A 15,715-nucleotide genomic window follows, 5' to 3' on the forward strand; every position below is an offset into this window, starting at 1 on the left:
CTGGAGGTTTTAAAATAGATGAAGAATATAGATTGGCATTTACATACTACGGCCTCGGACGGCTCTTTTACTCCGGAGCAGTTGGTGGTTAAAGCAGCAGAAAAAGGATTAACAAGTATAGCAGTTACCGATCACGATACTGTGGAAGGAATACTGCCGGCCCGGAATAAAGCTCGTAGTCTTCCTTTAGAAGTTATTCCCGGAATTGAGCTAACAGCCTATATAGATCAGCTGGAGGTTCATATTCTAGGCTACTTTATTGATTATCTAGATAACCAGTTGCTACTTAAACTATCAGAGTTGAGAGAAATGCGTCGTCAAAGAGGTAAAAAGATAGTTAAGAAGCTAAATCAGTTAGGAATTGACTTAACCTGGCAGGAAGTGAAGGAGCTTACTGATGCTAATCAGGCTATAGGCAGACCGCATATTGCTCAAGCTTTACAGCAAGGTGGCTATGTGCAGACTGCTCAGCAGGCCTTTGATAAGTATTTAGAAGATCAGGGCCCGGCTTATGTACCCAAAACCAACTTAACGCCGCGGGAGGCTATCGAGATGATCAAGCAGGTAAAGGGAATTGCTGTGCTGGCTCATCCCGGTCTCTTGGCTGATCAATCAGTAGTGCCTGAGTTGATTGAGGCTGGTATTGAAGGTTTAGAGGTTTATTATTCTAAGCATAATTCAAATCAGATTAGTAAATATGTTAGGTTAGCTAAAGATAAGGAGTTATTAATCTTGGGTGGCTCTGACTGTCATGGTTTGAGTAATCAAGAACAGCTGCTGTTGGGTAATACTAAAGTTCCTGACTGGCTAAGAGATAGGTTGCAGGAAGGTTATCGGGCCCGCCGCGGAATCGAAATGATAGACTTTAACAAATACTTAGCTTTATACCCTCAGACCTCAGGTCTTTATCCTCAAAAATTAGCAGCTATAGGCCAGAAATACCATCAACAGGGTTACTTAACTAAAGAACAGTTATACCAACTGGCTTACCTTAACTCTACTCGCAGTGCTTATCACGTGAAGAAAAATGCGGGGTATTTAGTGAAAAAGGTAACTCAAGAGGTCTACCAACTGGAAGAGGAATTTTTACAGTTGGAGTTATTAAGCAGTCTTTCAGGAGTTGGTATTCCTACTGCTTCTGCTATTCTGACTAGTCTAGATGAAGAAAGCCACTGTGTGATCGATACTAGGGTCTGGGCTACTCTATGGAGAATGGGCTATTTTGAGCAGGAAAAAGAGTCTTTTAAGGCTAGCGATTATTTGAGGATTATTGATATCGTCCGTCGGCTGGCTGAGGAAGTTGACTTAACGGTAGCGGAGATTGGTTATGCGTTATTTGCTTATGATGTAGAGCATCGGGAAGGAACGCTTCATTAAGGGCAGATGATAGAGGATAAAGGATAGAGGATAAATTAAGATCAAAAGATAAAGTTTAAAGACAATTAAATAATTCATTTTTGAACTTATGTTTTAATTTCTAGTCAGAACTTAGTCAGATTTTAGTCAGTGTCAAATAGGTTTTGAACTTGAATTTAATCAACAAAGAAGGAAATTAAATGAAAATCTAGAATATTAACAAATGTAGGCTTGAAAATTTGTAGGCAGTTACAAAGCTTCGCTAAAAATTAAAGAAGGACGGGAGGTATAGTAGGTATGTATAGGTACTTATTTTTTGCTTTATTTGCAGGGATACTGTTGCTAGTAAGCTATACTTGCATGAAGAAGGTAAAAACCTTAAATGACTACTTTTTAGGTGATAGAAGCGTTGGCCCTTGGGTTTCGGCCTTTACTTACGGAACTACTTACTTTTCAGCGGTGGTGTTTATTGGTTATGCGGGACAGATAGGTTGGAACTTTGGTCTTTCTTCATTGTGGATTGCGGTAGGTAATAGTTTAGTAGGAAGCTTATTGGCTTGGAAGGTCTTAGCTAAGCGAACTCGAAGAATTACAGATCGTTTGGATAGTATGACTATGCCTGAGTTTTTGGAAAGCAGGTATCAATCGCCGGGTTTGAAGATTCTATCTTCTTTGGTAATCTTTATTTTCTTAGTACCTTATTCAGCTTCGGTTTATATGGGTCTGAGTTACTTTTTTGAACAGATATTTAATATTCCTTATTTTTGGGCCCTAGGCATAATGGTAGTATTAACTGCTTTATTTTTAATTTTAGGTGGTTACTTAGCAGTTGCAATTACCGATTTCATTCAGGGAGTCGTGATGGTTTTTGGAGTTTCGATTATGCTTTACTTCTTATTAACTAATCCGCAAGCCGGAGGAGTTACTGGAGTGATAGCTGGCTTAAGAGATATTAATCCTGATTTAGGGGGTATGGTGGGCCCGCCGGGCGCGATTCCGCTACTATCTTTGGTAATCCTAACTAGCTTAGGTAGTTGGGGGCTACCGCAGATGGTGCAGCGCTTTTATACCATTAAGGACGAAAAGTCTATTAAGCCTGCTATGATAGTAGCTACTGCTTTTGCAGTCTTAGTTACTGGGGCTGCTTACTTTTTAGGTTCTACCACTCAGCTTTTCTTTGAAGCAGTGCCTACAATGGGAGGAGTAGCTAATACCGACCTGTTGATTCCCCAGTTATTGAATAATATAATGCCGGAAGCAGTCTTATTTTTGCTGTTGTTATTGGTAGTTTCGGCTTCGATGTCCACTCTTTCTTCGCTAGTTTTGGTATCTAGTTCTACTTTAGCTATTGATTTATTTAAAGGTTTTATTAAGCCGGATATGTCTGATAAAGCTAGCATGTTACTAATGAGAGGACTATGTTTGGTTTTTGTACTTTTATCCTTTTTTATAGCTATAGCTAGACCGACTATTATTCTGACCTTAATGGCTATTTCTTGGGGAACTATAGCTGGAGCCTTCTTAGCTCCTTATCTATACGGACTCTATTGGTCTGGAATGACTAAGGCTGGAGCCTGGAGTGGTTTAATTGGTGGCTTAGTGATTTCTGTTGTTTTATCGCTTTATTTTGGAATGGACTCTCAACATATTCCATTGATCGGTTCTTTAGCTATTTTATTACCTTTGGTGATTACTCCTATAGTAAGCCTCTTTACTGCTAACTATAGTGAGGAGCATTTAAAGGAAGTATACGGAGAGTTATATGATGAGGGTGGTTATAAATTTGATGTTAAAGAGTTGATATTTAATTTTTTGGATTAGGCGCTCAAGACCTAACTTTTTAAGTTGGGTCTTTTTTTGTTTGAAAAGTGGATTTGCTGTGATATAATGATTAAAAGGATTTTAGATAATATAGATTAACTTTGTTTGGAAAGGAAGGAGGGTTAAAGCTGGCTTGGATAACTTTATCAACCAGCTAACCATTCATGAGAAAAGTTCTAGTTGAAGACTTAAAACCAGGAATGCGGGTGGGTAAGACCATCTATTTATCCGATGGGAGGGTAATGTTAAATGCAGGTGTAATCCTCAAAAAGTCCTATATTCGGCGTTTAGAAGAACTGAGTATACCTGCCGTTTTTATTGTTGATGAAAGTCTGCCTAATGTAGAGATACCAGAAGTGATTTCAGACCAGACTAGATTAAAGGCTTCTATGGCCTTAAGAGAGTGTATGGGTAATATAGAATTAGGGAGTCAGTTAAACGCCCGTAAAGTTAAGCAGGCAGTTAATGATATAGTAGATGAACTAGCCTCCAAACGACACGTAATTATCCATCTGAATGATATTAGAGCCTATGATGATTATACCTTTGGTCATTCAGTTAATGTAACCGTTTTATCGATCTTGACAGCAATGAATATGGGTTATAATAAGTTGGAGCTGCGAGATTTAGGGGTAGGAGCCCTACTTCACGATATAGGTAAAACTTTAATCAGTGAAGAGATTATTTTAAAACCCGGGCCCTTAAATGAGACTGAGTTCAAAGAAGTAAAAAAACATTGTCAGTTGGGTTATGAGCTAATCAAAGATGCGGAAGGAATTAGTACTTATTCTGCTCACGTAGCCTATCAACACCACGAAAGAAGGAATGGGACAGGTTATCCTAGAGGCTTAAAGGAAGAAGAAATACTGGAGTTTGCCCAGATAGTAGCTGTAGCCGATGTTTACGATGCTATTACTACTGACCGAGTCTATGCTGAAGCTTTGCCGGCTCATAAAGCTATGCAGACTTTAGAGGAGATGATGCAGGCTGAGTTGAACTCTGATATTACTCAACATTTATTAAGTAATATCGCCGTTTATCCTATCGGTACCTTAGTAAGATTAAATACTGGTGACTTAGGCTTAGTAGTGGATGTTAATAAGGAAGATCTTTCCGCACCGGTGATTAGGATTGTAGAGAATGCAACTGGTAATAGGCCTGAGGAGATAACAGAAGTTGACTTAATGTATAGTGAAGAGGTAGTAGTGGAAAAGGTGATTACTGATTGCGAAAGAGAGGTTATAAGTTAATATGAGGAGGGACTTAAAATGAAAAAATATTCTTTGGTAGTAGTTTTAATGCTAGTCACTTTATTAATAACTACTAATTTAGCTTACGGGATGCAGACAGCTAGAGTAAGCACAGGTGAAGGAGCTTTGACCTATAGTGTACAGTTGGCAGATGAAACTGAGGCTTTAAGCTTAGCAGGAGACTTTGGATTGAGTGATACCATAGGTTTAAACGGGATTTTTACTTATACAGAGAATGTTAACTATCTGGATTTAAATGCTAAACTAAAATTTATTGAGGACTACGATCTCAGCTTAGCTGGTTTAGTAGGCGTACATAGGAATTTTGATGATTCTAGTTTTGAAAGGCAGCTAGGAATGGTAATTACCCATAGATTAAGTCAGTTTATAAATCTGAATGGAGCTGTAATTACTCAATTAGGAGTAGAGGATAATAGTGTAGGGATTGAATTAGGTATTGATTATGAGGTATTTAGCAATACTGAATTGCAGGCTGGTTATCGAAGACTAGCTGGACAAGAAGGCACTGATGGAATTATGCTCGGCTTAAGATCAAGCTTATAATTGTTTTTTGGCTAATGGCTGATAGCTAAAAGGGAGTGGAAGAGATGGATAGCGAATTAGGAACTATAGAATCTGGTTTGCTTACTGCTTTGATTGTGATTTTAGTAGTTTCTTTATTGCAAGCAGTAGGGGGAGACTTGCAGGTGTTGTTGGATTATTTACAAGGGATTTTAGCTTAATTTCATTTATTAACTGTTAACTGCACTTCAAAACGAAGGGAGACTTAGATAGATGTCTACTGTAGCCGCTATTGATTGTCCCAGGTATGAGGCAGACTTAGTTAAAGAAGCTGTTAGAGAAGCAATAGCTCAGTTAGGCGGTTGGAAGAGTTGGCTTGAGCCTGGAGATGTAGTCTTAGTTAAGCCTAATTTATTGAGTCCTAAAGCTCCAGAACAGGCAATTACTACTCATCCTTTAGTTCTTAAGGCGGTATTGGAGCTTTTGCAGGAGCTAGAAGTTACTCCACTAGTAGGAGAAAGCTCCGGGGGATTTATGGCTGAAAAGTCCTTAACTGAAGAAGCTTTTATTAAAACAGGAGTTAAAGAAGTCTGTGAAGAGCTATCAGTTAAGTTGATTAACTTCGATAGAGTTAAAACTCAAAACTTTACTAATCAAGGAGAGACTGTAGCCAGCTTTAAGTTACCTGAACTAATAACCGAGGTAGACTTTATAATTTCCTTACCTAAGCTGAAAACCCATAGCTTTACTCTTTTTACTGGCGCGGTAAAAAATCTATATGGCTTGATTCCCGGCCTGAAAAAGATGGAATACCACCGCATTTTTCCTAATCCGGACCGCTTTGGGGAGTTAATAGTGGATCTCTTGGCTACAGTAAAGCCTGACCTGGCAATTATGGATGGAATTATCGGTTTGGCCGGCGATGGTCCGGGTAGTTCCGGGATTCCCTGCAAAGTAGGTACTATAATGGCTAGTAGAGATCTAGTAGCACTGGATACAGTAGCTGCTAACTATTTAGGCTATGATGATCAGCAGATATATATTTTGAACTCCGCAGCTCAGCGAGGCTTAGGTAAAGGTCGCTTAAAAGAAATTGAGCTTTGTGGAGACTTTAAGCCGGCTGATTATCAACAGTATGACCTGCCTTCTAATGCTTGGCTAGCTTTTTTACCTAATTTTTTATTAAGACCTCTTTCTCATTTCTTAGCTTCCAAACCGCAGATTGAACAAAAAAAATGTGTTAACTGTAGAGTCTGTTTGGAGAGCTGTCCCCAGTTGATAATTAAAGAGGTAGCTCAAGGAGCAGATTCCTATTTAGAGATCGATGTCGAAGACTGTATCAAGTGTCTCTGTTGTCAAGAAGTCTGTCCTAACGATGCAATTTCTTTGCAAGAAAGTCTAGTAATTAAGCTGCTGCGAAAACTTTAATTTGCTCTTTTGACGGCAACGTTAAATTATGGTATAATCATAAGTGCTTAAAAAATATAAAAGGGGTGGGGATGAGTTAATGGCTAAGCCTGGAAAAAAGTTTAAAAGCAAGTATGATGATCTGGCTGAACAGGAAGTAATCGATCTAGCTCAAAACGGGGACAAGCTGGCAGAGGAGTATTTATTGGATACTAATATTGATATTGTATATGCTAAATCAAAGCTCTTTTATATCAAAGGATTGGATAAGGATGATGTGATTCAAGAGGGTCTAGTAGGTCTTTATAAGGCGATTCGTGACTATAAGGAACAGAGAGCAGCTTCTTTTAGAGGATTTGCTCATCTTTGCGTAAGTAGACAACTTATATCAGCCATTAAGACTGCCAATCGGCAAAAACATATGCCCTTAAATACTTCGACCTCTATCGATAAAAAGCTGAAGTATTCTAAGGATGATGGTGGTCGAGGTCGAACCTTACTTGATGTACTACCTGATGAAAACAATGACCCCGAAAAAGACCTAATGAATCGCGAACTGGTTGATGAGGTTACATATGAATTAAAGGGAATGTTGACTGAACTGGAATGGAATGTCTTTAAAAGCTACCTCCAGTCAAAATCTTATAAGGAGATTGCCAGCGAGATCGGTAGTAGCGTAAAAACAGTAGATAATGCCCTACAGAGAGCCAGAAGAAAAATCGATGAACTAAGACAAGAACTTCAGGATGACGTAGTAAATCATTAATAACCCCAGTAAAAACAGATTTGAAACTAATTATTATAGTAAAGGTTGCCTTCTAGATGTAGTATATGGAGGCAACTTTTTTCTTTATGATTTAGCTATGAGCTACAATCAAATTCAAAAACTATTTGACGCAGACTAAAATCTGACTAAGTTCTGACTAAACCTTAAAACATAAGATCAAAAACCTAGAACTATATTAAAATTAAACTGGAATTAAAGTTTTAGGTTTTATTCAGCCCAAGACTACTTCTTCAAGGATTATCATCCTTTCAGGGCGCACCGCAAGGGTACTAGCTCCGCGTCGCTTCTTCAGGGATTATTATCTCTTCAGGGCGCGTGTCAATTAGTGCTTTCAACAGGTTTTAAGGTTTTATATTTTATTTGTCCTCTATTATCTATCATTTATCATTTGCTCTAAAACAATGTATCTATAAAATAACAAATCAACTAGAAAAATATGTATTAAATTGACGCGTATGTATAGTTAATTAAATAAACATGGAGAGGAACTTAATGAGTAAAAAGGGATTTCGAGTTTATCTTTTATTAACTGAAGAGCAGTTTGAAGTTAGATTTAGCTTTGACCCTGAGTTTGAGTTGCGGTATTTGGTAAAAGAAAAGGGACTTAGTGATTTTAAAGCTTACTCGTTGACTCAACCCTTGCCTATTGCCTTAGCTAGTTATTTGCAGCAGTTCTTGGAGTTGCAGGGCCCGCAGTCAAAGTCCAATTCAAGCCAAAAAGACGGTTATCTACAGCGTTTAGCTGGAAGTTTGGGTTTAGCTGAGTCGGGCCCTACTGAAAGTCTAAGCGACTATTTGCAGGCTGCTCGAGAGCTGTTAAGTTACTATTCCTTAGCTGAACGGGTAGTTTTGCAAGAGATTAACTTAGAGTCTTCAGCTTCAGTTAAGCTGCCCTCTGCGGCGGAGCGGGCCCGATTTTATAGACTGCTCCAAGGTCGGCTCTTATACTACGAAGAGATTAAGCAGGCGATAGAGGAAAGTCACTTAGAGCTGAGCAGTTCTCTACTGGCTTTATTGCAAAGCTTAAAGCTGGCCGATAAGCTGGAGTATCGACCTAGTATTGCCTATCAGGATCGCAACTACTTAGTCTGTCAACGCTGTGGACAGAGTGCTGAGCTGGTCAAGATGAGCTGTGCTCGCTGTGGCCTGGAGGACTACTACTGTAATAACTGCCTTTATATGGGCCAGTCGCGGCTCTGTAGGCCTTTATTTGCTTTTGTAGAGGCTAAGCAGGAGCAGAGTCAAGCTATAGTTACTGAGGTAGAACCTTACTTGGAGTTTGAATTAACCGAGGCTCAGGCTGCTGCTAGTCAGGCCTTAGTGGAATTTGTGCAGGGAGCTAAAGAAGAAGCTCTGGTCTGGGCCGTCTGTGGAGCCGGCAAGACCGAAGTTTCCTTTGGAGCCATAGCCGAAGTGCTCTCCCAAGGTGGCAAGGTATTATTTGCTATTCCGCGTAAAGATCCAGTAATAGAGTTAGCTCCTCGCTTGGCAGAGAGCTTTCCTGACTTCGAGGTAACAGTACTGCACGGTACTTCCACTGCTAAATACCAAACTGCTCCCCTAACTATAGCCACTACTCACCAGTGTTTGCGCTTTATAGATGCCTTTGAGTTAGTAATTTTAGACGAGATGGATGCCTTTCCCTATCAGGGTAGTCAGATGTTGGAGTTAGCCGTAGAGCGAGCCTGTTCTCCCCAGGGAAAAATTATCTATATGACGGCTACTCCCGGGAATGAACTGCTGGATTTTGAATACGATTTAAAAAAGGAGCTAATTAAGATTCCCGCTCGTTATCATGGTCATCCAGTACCGGAGCCGGAACTATTAGTCTTAGGTTTAAACTATGAACAAGAGACAGGAGAGGTAGAGCTGCCTAAGCAGGTGGGGGAGTTAATAGAGAGTTCTATTCAAGAAAGGCGGGCCCAACTTTTTGTTTTTGTACCTACTAAAGAACTAGTTAAAGTGGTAGGAGAAAGACTGAGAGAGGAACTACCAGTGGTCAACGGCAACTCTTGGGTACAGTACAGTCATTCTCAATCTCCACAACGGGAAGAGATTCGGGAATCCTTTTCGCAAGGTGAGTATCCTATTTTAGTCTCTACTACTATCATGGAGCGTGGTATTACCGTTCCTAAAGCTGATGTATTAGTTCTTTTTGCTGACTGGGACTTTGTCTTCGATGCAGCTACTCTAATTCAAATGGCCGGGCGAGCCGGACGTTCTTTGGAGCATCCGACAGGCGAGGTTTACTTTGTGGGGACAGAGATTAGCAGGGAAATGAAAGAAGCCCAATGCAGGATTCAAAGTTTGAATCAAGAAGCAAGGGAGAAAGGGTATATTTAGCTATGAGCTGTGAGCTATGGGTCATGAGCCAGTTCAAAAATATTAAAAGCTTTGATTTTATAGTTTTGAATTTAGCTCACGACTCAAGACACACGACTCATAGCTTATAGAAGGAGGATCTGCAAATGGAACTATTAGCTAGCTTAAAAGAGAGCTTATTGGACTTAGTTTACCCGAGACCGGGTTACTGTTTATACTGTCAGGAGAATGAATTAAGACCAGGTCAGTTTAAGATATGTGAGGAATGCTTACTGGAAATAGATTATATCACTGAAGGTTATTGTCAGAAGTGCGGTAAACTTCTAGCTGAAGTGGAGGTTGAAGAACAGCTTTGTGCTGACTGTGAGGATCAGAATTATAAATTTAGTCGGGCCCGCGCCGCAGCCACCTACGCCAGTATCGGCGACTATATTTATCAGTTGAAGTATGAAAAAAAGCAGGCCTTAGCTCAACCTTTAGGAGAAATACTGGGGGTTTGTGCTGTGCAGTTTTATAATCCCCGGGACTTGGATTTGATTATTCCGGTACCTGTTTCGGCTAAAAAGCTGAAAAAGCGTGGTTTTAACCAGGCTAATTTATTAGCGCAAGAAGTAGCAAAAAAACTGGATTTAGAAGTGAATAATGAAGTTTTAAAAAGAGCTGTAGACACCGTTAGTCAGAGTAAACTCTCCCTAGCTGAAAGAAAGGAAAATGTTAAGGATATCTTCTACTGTGAACCTAAACAAGTAAAGGAGATTAAAGAGCAAACGTTGCTCTTGGTTGACGATATCTATACTACTGGCTCCACTGCTAATGAGTGTGCTAAGGTGTTATTGAGAGCTGGAGCAGCCGAAGTTAAGGTGCTAACTTTAGCTACGGGTAGGCAGGAAAACTAGTTTTTTTTGTAGAATATAGTTAGCAATAGAAATAATTTAAAGAAATAAGGTGGTGTTAATAATGGATTTAAAAAACTGTTCTCGTTGTGGACAACTCTTTACTCCGATTACGAGTAGAAATAAGATCTGTCGGGACTGTCAACAGGAAGAGGAAGAGGACTTTCGGAAGGTAAAAGAGTATATCTATGATAACTTTCAGCCAACATTGGTTGAAACCAGCGAAGAAACCGGGGTTTCAGTAAAAAGAATCAAGAAATTTATTCGTGAAGGTCGCTTGATCGAAATGGATCTCAGTGACTTTAAAGTGGAGTGTAAGCGATGCGAAGCTGATATTGTGGAAGGTGACTACTGCAAGGAATGTAGAAACGAGTTATCCGAAGGTTTGAAATCTCAATCGAAAAAGAAGCAAAGCGAAGAGCCCCAGGAGCCTAAAGAGCAAGAAATTAAGCAGAAAGGACGCATGTATACCGATAGACGAAAGTGGCGGGATAAATAGGACGTAAATAGCCTTAATTGTTCCTTAATTGCTGCTAACCACCTATAATCTACGATAATTGTTCCTTAAGGTGATTAAGAATATTGCTGTTGCTGACGATTAATATAGTACAGTTAATTAGCTATGAGTTGTGAGTCGTGTGCTATGAGCTTTTCTTTTAAGTGTTTTATTTTTAGCTTAAGGCTCAAAGCTCAGAGCACAAAGCTAAATTAAAAGAAAGTAGGTGGTTACTATGAAGATATCCAGTGAGCAGCTAGGCGAGGTTTTACAAGCCTATGGTCAACAGCAGCGCCAGAATGAAACAGGGACTGAAAAAAAGGATAAAAGTGATAAGTTATCGCTATCCACCGAGATGAAGGAGATTCAGTTAGCTAAGGAAAACTTGGCTAATAAAGAGCCAGTTCGTCAGGAAAAAGTAGATTCTTTAAAGCAGGCTATTCAAAGTGGTAACTATAATGTTTCCGGTGAAGAAGTAGCCGAAAAGATGTTAGAACGAGTAATTGTTGATCAGCTAGTTTAGTTATTTTTAGTTAAAATATGATTATTGGGAAGTGAATAGAGTGCTGATTAATAACTTAATTAAGATTTTAGAGGTTCAGTATCGACTTTACCAGCAGCTTTATCGCTTGAGTGAAGAGAAGCAACAGATTATTATAGATAACGAAGTAGAGGAACTGCTGGAGATAATAGAAACCGAGCAGGAGCACCTCCAAAAGGTAGAGCAGTTGGAAGCTAAACGAGTGGAGACCTTAGAGGAGTTAGCGCAACAACATTCTTTAGCAGTAAGTGAACTGGATTTTGCTCGGTTGATAGAGCTTTTGGACTGTGCAGAAACTAAAGCTCAACTACAAGAGCTGCGAGAGAAGCTTTTAATTCAACTGCGGGAGCTACAGCAGCTTAACGATCAAAATGCTGGCTTGATTAAGCAGGTTTTACAGTTAAATGATCATACTTTACAGTTATTGACTAATAGTGAGTTAACTAAAGGCAGCACTTATCAAAAACCTGGTCAAGAAAAGACTGGGAATAAACAAGCACGTAATATTATTGACCATAAAGCTTAAGTGGGAGGAGAGACTATGAGTACTTTTGGAGGAATTGAGATCGGCAAGAGGGCTTTGCAGACTCAACAGAAGTCCTTGGATGTAACAGGACATAATATAGCTAATGCTAATACTGAGGGTTATTCTCGGCAGCGGGCTATTCAGCAGGCTACGCAGCCACATACTATGCCTGGATTATCTACTTCCGGTACCGGAGCTGGACAGAAGGGAACTGGGGTTGAGGTTGATAGAATAGAGCGGATGAGAGATCAGTTTATAGATAATAGACTACGGCATGAGAAACACTCTTTAGGTGAGTGGAGCGCTAAGTGGGATGGGTTAAGAGAGATAGAATCAATTTATAATGAGTTGGAAGACGGAGGATTAGTAGAGTCTTTAAATGAATTTTGGAATGCTTTTCAGGAGTTAAATAATAATCCAGAGAGTATGGCGGTTCGTTCTTCGGTGGTTCAGACTTCGGTTAATTTAACTAGTCACATAAATCAACTAGATAAAGAGTTAGGTGAGTATAGAGAGCATATAGCTGAAGAAGTAGAATCAAATGTGGAGAAAGTGAACTACTATACTGGACAGATTGCTGATTTAAATAACCAGATCCGAACTATTCAGGCCGATAGCAGCAAAAGTGCTAATGACTTAATGGATCGGCGGGATAAGTTAATTGATGAACTATCTGAGTTAGCTGATATTAAGGTTACTACTGATGATTTAGATCAGACTAATGTTAGTCTAGATGGAAGTACCTTAGTACAGGGGAGCTCTGCCTATAATGTAGAAGTATTAGATGATGAACGGATTGAGAATGTGGAGTATGAACATTATGCTGAAGATGGAGATGGGAATGACAGCTATACAGTTCCAGAGCAGGCTTTTGAAGTTAATGGTAACCCTATAGATATTAACGGTGGTGAAATTAAAGGCCAGTTAGATGTTAAGGAGAGCGTAGCCGATCAGCAGATAAATAAGCTAGGTGACTTAGCCAGAGGCTTAGCTACGGAGGTTAACTCCATTCATGAGGAGGGCTACGATTTAAATGGTGATGAAGGTTTGGAGTTTTTTAAATTTAATGCTGACGAGTTTAAAGCTAGTCATTTAGAGGTTAATGAGGATATAGTTGAAGATCCGGCTAAGTTGGCAGCAGCTAGACTTAAGGATGAAGATGGAGAATTAATAACAGGTGATTTAGATGATGATTTTTTGGATGAGGACGGTAACTTGCTTGATGTAGGTAATGGCGACAATGCTATGTTAATTGCTAATTTAAAGGATGCTGGAGATAAGATAGGGGGAACTACTTTCAATGATTACTGGGAGTCTGAGGTTTCTAAGCTAGGTTTAGAGATAGATCAGGCTCAACAGTTTAAGGATAATCAGGAGAACCTAACTCAGCAGTTGGAGAATAAACGCGAAGAGGTTTCAGGAGTTTCTATAGACGAAGAGATGACGGAAATGATTAAGTTTCAGCACGGCTATAGTGCAGCGGGTAGATTGGTTAGTCAGATGGACGAGATGTTTGATCACTTGATCGGTATGGTTAGATAGAAAAGAGCGAGGAGGTTGAATCTTTATGAGCCGAATTACTAATAATATAATGATTAATGATTTTATGAAAAACTATAATCGAAGTAATAAAAATATGAATAAGATTATGAATCAGCTCTCTACAGGCAAGAAGTTTTCTCAGGTTTCGGAAGCACCTATTGAATCTATTAGAGCTATGAAGTACGGTACTACTATTGAGTTTAATGAACGTTATCAGGAAAATGTGGAGAATGGTATTGATTGGTTGGAGATTACTGATCAGGCTTTGGATGATGCTAATAATACTTTGCGTAGAGCTAGAGACTTAGCAGTGCAGGGAGCTACTGAAAGTTCCACTCAGGAGGATAGAGATAAGATTAGGCAGGAAATAGATGAAATTAAAGAGCATCTAGTGCAGATAGGGAATACTACCTTTAGCGATCGACATGTTTTTAGCGGGACTAAGACTAGAACTGCTCCCTATGTAGAAGAAGCAGAGAATGACAATTACTATAATGAAGAACTAGGTGATGTGGAGGATGAAGATTTTGAGATAACTGGTAATGTGATGCGAGAGATTGGCGAAGGAGTACATATGAGTATTAATATTACCGGTAGTGAAGTAGGGTTTAACGAAATCTTTCAAACCTTAGATCAGTTAAGTGGAGCCCTAGATAAAGAGGCTGGAGATGATGCTACTGAGTTGATTCAAGAGAGCTTGGGCGAAATAGATGAGCATATTGAAGATGTTCTTTCAGCTCGAGGTAGAGTAGGAGCGCAGATGAATCGTCTAGAGATGACCTCTAATCGTCTCGATGGTCGAAAGATTAGTTATACTAAGTTACTCTCTGATGCAGAGGATGTAGATGTAGCTAAGGCAATTACTGATCTTAAACAGGAGGAGAATGCTTACCGAGCTTCTTTGAATGTAGGAGCTAGATTGATGGATGTTAGCTTAGTAGACTTTTTAAGATAATATAAAGGAGGGAGCGCGATGAGTACTCCCCAGCTTAGAATTGATAGTCAGCCGGGTAGAATTGGGATAGAGCAGCAGTCGGGACACTTGGATATAGAGTACGGCCCGCAGCAGATGGAGATAGAGAAGACTGGAGGGGAAGTACACCTTGATAGTCCTCCGGCTATTTTGGAGATTGATCATACTCCTTCCTGGGAGCATTTGGGTTTAAGGAAGATAAATTCCTTAACGAATTATTTAGGGAATAAAACTCAACAGAAGATCCGTGAAGCTATTAATCAAATAGTAGCCGAAGGAGAACGTTTGGCAGCTATCGAAAGAGGCGGCGATGCTATTGTAGAGATAGCTAAGGAAAAGGGTGTTTTTGAGGTGGAGGTTGAGTTTCCTTTATTGAGGGATTTTTTACCGGAGATAAATGCAGAGCCGCAGCCGGTTAGATTAGATTTAAGAGTGGCAGAGTTTAGAGTTCATTCTAACTTTCAGTACCCTAGCACTAACTATAACCCGGGTTATGTAGATGTATATTTGGAGCAGGAGCCACGATTAAGAATAGATGTAGTAGGAAGTGAAGTGGATTTAAGAGCATAGAAAGGTGGTAGCTTAATTTGAAGATTGATACTGCTACTTTTGGGGAAATAGAGATTGAGGAAGAGAAGGTTATTAGTTTTGAAGAAAAGATTTTGGGTTTTGAAGACTATACTGAGTTTACAGTTATAGATAGCTTGGATGATGATGTTTTTTATTGGCTGCAGTCTATAGAAGAACCGGAATTATCCTTTATTATGATTGCTCCCGGACAGTTACTTGATGACTACCAGATAACTTTGACCGATAAATTTGAAAAGAAATTAGCAATTACTGCAGATACGCCGCTAGAAGAGATAGTGGTCTATACCCTAGTAGTGGTTGAGGGTGAAGGAGAAAGGATTAGAACTAATCTTAAAGCACCGATTATAATTAATGCTGAGACTGGAAAGGCAGGCCAACTGGTATTGACCGAGGAGTATCCAACTCGTTACTATCTATTTAAAGAAGAAAAGGTTTCAGGATAGGAGGCAGAGCATTGCTAATTTTAAGTCGTAAGCAGGAGGAAAGTATAATTATAGATGATGAAATAGAGATTAAGGTTTTGGAGTTGGATAACGGTCGGGTGCAGTTGGGGATTAGGGCCCCAGAGTCTGTTGCCATTCATAGAGAAGAGATTTATAAGGAGATACAGGCGGAGAATAAAGAGGCTCTAAAAGTTAGCGGTAATTTAGTTGCTGATTTAGCCGATAAGCTAAAAGGGAGTAAATAG

Annotated in this window: 17 protein-coding genes; all 17 read left to right on the forward strand. The window is 39.6% G+C overall.

What is annotated here, in order from left to right; genetic code table 11:
- The first annotated feature begins 18 nt into the window (after window positions 1-18).
- The 17 genes from MWH30_RS03725 to csrA all read left to right on the forward strand — a co-directional run bounded on the left by MWH30_RS03725 (window position 19) and on the right by csrA (window position 15,715).
- Window positions 19-1,377: a PHP domain-containing protein gene (locus tag MWH30_RS03725; protein WP_248662709.1), complete on the forward strand. Its 1,359-nt coding sequence runs from the start codon at window positions 19-21 to the stop codon at window positions 1,375-1,377.
- Between the two features lie 276 nt (window positions 1,378-1,653).
- The gene (locus tag MWH30_RS03730; protein ID WP_248662710.1) at window positions 1,654-3,177 is read left to right on the forward strand and encodes a sodium:solute symporter family protein; all 1,524 of its coding nucleotides are present in this window, start codon (window positions 1,654-1,656) and stop codon (window positions 3,175-3,177) included.
- Window positions 3,178-3,341: 164 nt separating this feature from the next.
- Entirely contained in the window at window positions 3,342-4,427 is a 1,086-nt protein-coding gene (locus tag MWH30_RS03735; protein ID WP_248662711.1) for an HD-GYP domain-containing protein, read from the forward strand.
- Window positions 4,428-4,445: 18 nt separating this feature from the next.
- Entirely contained in the window at window positions 4,446-4,991 is a 546-nt protein-coding gene (locus MWH30_RS03740) for a hypothetical protein (protein WP_248662712.1), read from the forward strand.
- Between the two features lie 44 nt (window positions 4,992-5,035).
- Window positions 5,036-5,170 (forward strand): hypothetical protein, encoded by a 135-nt coding sequence (locus MWH30_RS13810; protein WP_282706173.1) that lies wholly within the window; start codon window positions 5,036-5,038, stop codon window positions 5,168-5,170.
- 52 nt (window positions 5,171-5,222) lie between these two features.
- Entirely contained in the window at window positions 5,223-6,377 is a 1,155-nt protein-coding gene (locus tag MWH30_RS03745; RefSeq protein ID WP_248662713.1) for a DUF362 domain-containing protein, read from the forward strand.
- Window positions 6,378-6,456: 79 nt separating this feature from the next.
- Entirely contained in the window at window positions 6,457-7,122 is a 666-nt protein-coding gene (gene sigH, locus MWH30_RS03750) for an RNA polymerase sporulation sigma factor SigH (RefSeq protein WP_248662714.1), read from the forward strand.
- A gap of 513 nt (window positions 7,123-7,635) precedes the next feature.
- A complete protein-coding gene (locus tag MWH30_RS03755) occupies window positions 7,636-9,486 on the forward strand; it encodes an ATP-dependent helicase ComFA (RefSeq protein ID WP_248662715.1) in 1,851 nt (616 codons plus the stop codon).
- 125 nt (window positions 9,487-9,611) lie between these two features.
- Entirely contained in the window at window positions 9,612-10,361 is a 750-nt protein-coding gene (locus MWH30_RS03760; RefSeq protein WP_248662716.1) for a ComF family protein, read from the forward strand.
- 61 nt (window positions 10,362-10,422) lie between these two features.
- Complete coding sequence (locus MWH30_RS03765; protein WP_248662717.1) at window positions 10,423-10,857, forward strand: flagellar protein; 435 nt, start codon at window positions 10,423-10,425, stop codon at window positions 10,855-10,857.
- A gap of 232 nt (window positions 10,858-11,089) precedes the next feature.
- Window positions 11,090-11,377 (forward strand): flagellar biosynthesis anti-sigma factor FlgM, encoded by a 288-nt coding sequence (gene flgM, locus MWH30_RS03770; RefSeq protein ID WP_248662718.1) that lies wholly within the window; start codon window positions 11,090-11,092, stop codon window positions 11,375-11,377.
- Window positions 11,378-11,417: 40 nt separating this feature from the next.
- Complete coding sequence (locus tag MWH30_RS03775) at window positions 11,418-11,921, forward strand: flagellar protein FlgN (protein WP_248662719.1); 504 nt, start codon at window positions 11,418-11,420, stop codon at window positions 11,919-11,921.
- Window positions 11,922-11,936: 15 nt separating this feature from the next.
- Window positions 11,937-13,463: a flagellar hook-associated protein FlgK gene (gene flgK, locus MWH30_RS03780; protein WP_248662720.1), complete on the forward strand. Its 1,527-nt coding sequence runs from the start codon at window positions 11,937-11,939 to the stop codon at window positions 13,461-13,463.
- Window positions 13,464-13,488: 25 nt separating this feature from the next.
- Window positions 13,489-14,418: a flagellar hook-associated protein FlgL gene (gene flgL / locus MWH30_RS03785; RefSeq protein ID WP_248662721.1), complete on the forward strand. Its 930-nt coding sequence runs from the start codon at window positions 13,489-13,491 to the stop codon at window positions 14,416-14,418.
- Between the two features lie 18 nt (window positions 14,419-14,436).
- Window positions 14,437-15,006, forward strand: a complete 570-nt coding sequence (locus MWH30_RS03790) for a DUF6470 family protein (protein ID WP_248662722.1) — start codon at window positions 14,437-14,439, stop codon at window positions 15,004-15,006.
- Between the two features lie 17 nt (window positions 15,007-15,023).
- Window positions 15,024-15,470, forward strand: coding sequence for a flagellar assembly protein FliW (gene fliW, locus MWH30_RS03795; protein ID WP_248662723.1), 447 nt, complete (start codon window positions 15,024-15,026; stop codon window positions 15,468-15,470).
- Window positions 15,471-15,481: 11 nt separating this feature from the next.
- Window positions 15,482-15,715, forward strand: coding sequence for a carbon storage regulator CsrA (gene csrA, locus MWH30_RS03800; RefSeq protein ID WP_248662724.1), 234 nt, complete (start codon window positions 15,482-15,484; stop codon window positions 15,713-15,715).

The organism is Fuchsiella alkaliacetigena, assembly GCF_023227765.1.
Lineage (GTDB): Bacteria > Bacillota > Halanaerobiia > Halobacteroidales > Acetohalobiaceae > Fuchsiella > Fuchsiella alkaliacetigena.

Bases quoted from the DNA above. Each gene is read 5' to 3' on its own strand.
- MWH30_RS03725 (WP_248662709.1), top strand. From the start codon at position 19: ATGAAGAATATAGATTGGCATTTACATACTACGGCCTCGGACGGCTCT.
- MWH30_RS03730 (WP_248662710.1), top strand. From the start codon at position 1,654: ATGTATAGGTACTTATTTTTTGCTTTATTTGCAGGGATACTGTTGCTA.
- MWH30_RS03735 (WP_248662711.1), top strand. From the start codon at position 3,342: ATGAGAAAAGTTCTAGTTGAAGACTTAAAACCAGGAATGCGGGTGGGT.
- MWH30_RS03740 (WP_248662712.1), top strand. From the start codon at position 4,446: ATGAAAAAATATTCTTTGGTAGTAGTTTTAATGCTAGTCACTTTATTA.
- MWH30_RS13810 (WP_282706173.1), top strand. From the start codon at position 5,036: ATGGATAGCGAATTAGGAACTATAGAATCTGGTTTGCTTACTGCTTTG.
- MWH30_RS03745 (WP_248662713.1), top strand. From the start codon at position 5,223: ATGTCTACTGTAGCCGCTATTGATTGTCCCAGGTATGAGGCAGACTTA.
- sigH (WP_248662714.1), top strand. From the start codon at position 6,457: ATGGCTAAGCCTGGAAAAAAGTTTAAAAGCAAGTATGATGATCTGGCT.
- MWH30_RS03755 (WP_248662715.1), top strand. From the start codon at position 7,636: ATGAGTAAAAAGGGATTTCGAGTTTATCTTTTATTAACTGAAGAGCAG.
- MWH30_RS03760 (WP_248662716.1), top strand. From the start codon at position 9,612: ATGGAACTATTAGCTAGCTTAAAAGAGAGCTTATTGGACTTAGTTTAC.
- MWH30_RS03765 (WP_248662717.1), top strand. From the start codon at position 10,423: ATGGATTTAAAAAACTGTTCTCGTTGTGGACAACTCTTTACTCCGATT.
- flgM (WP_248662718.1), top strand. From the start codon at position 11,090: ATGAAGATATCCAGTGAGCAGCTAGGCGAGGTTTTACAAGCCTATGGT.
- flgK (WP_248662720.1), top strand. From the start codon at position 11,937: ATGAGTACTTTTGGAGGAATTGAGATCGGCAAGAGGGCTTTGCAGACT.
- flgL (WP_248662721.1), top strand. From the start codon at position 13,489: ATGAGCCGAATTACTAATAATATAATGATTAATGATTTTATGAAAAAC.
- MWH30_RS03790 (WP_248662722.1), top strand. From the start codon at position 14,437: ATGAGTACTCCCCAGCTTAGAATTGATAGTCAGCCGGGTAGAATTGGG.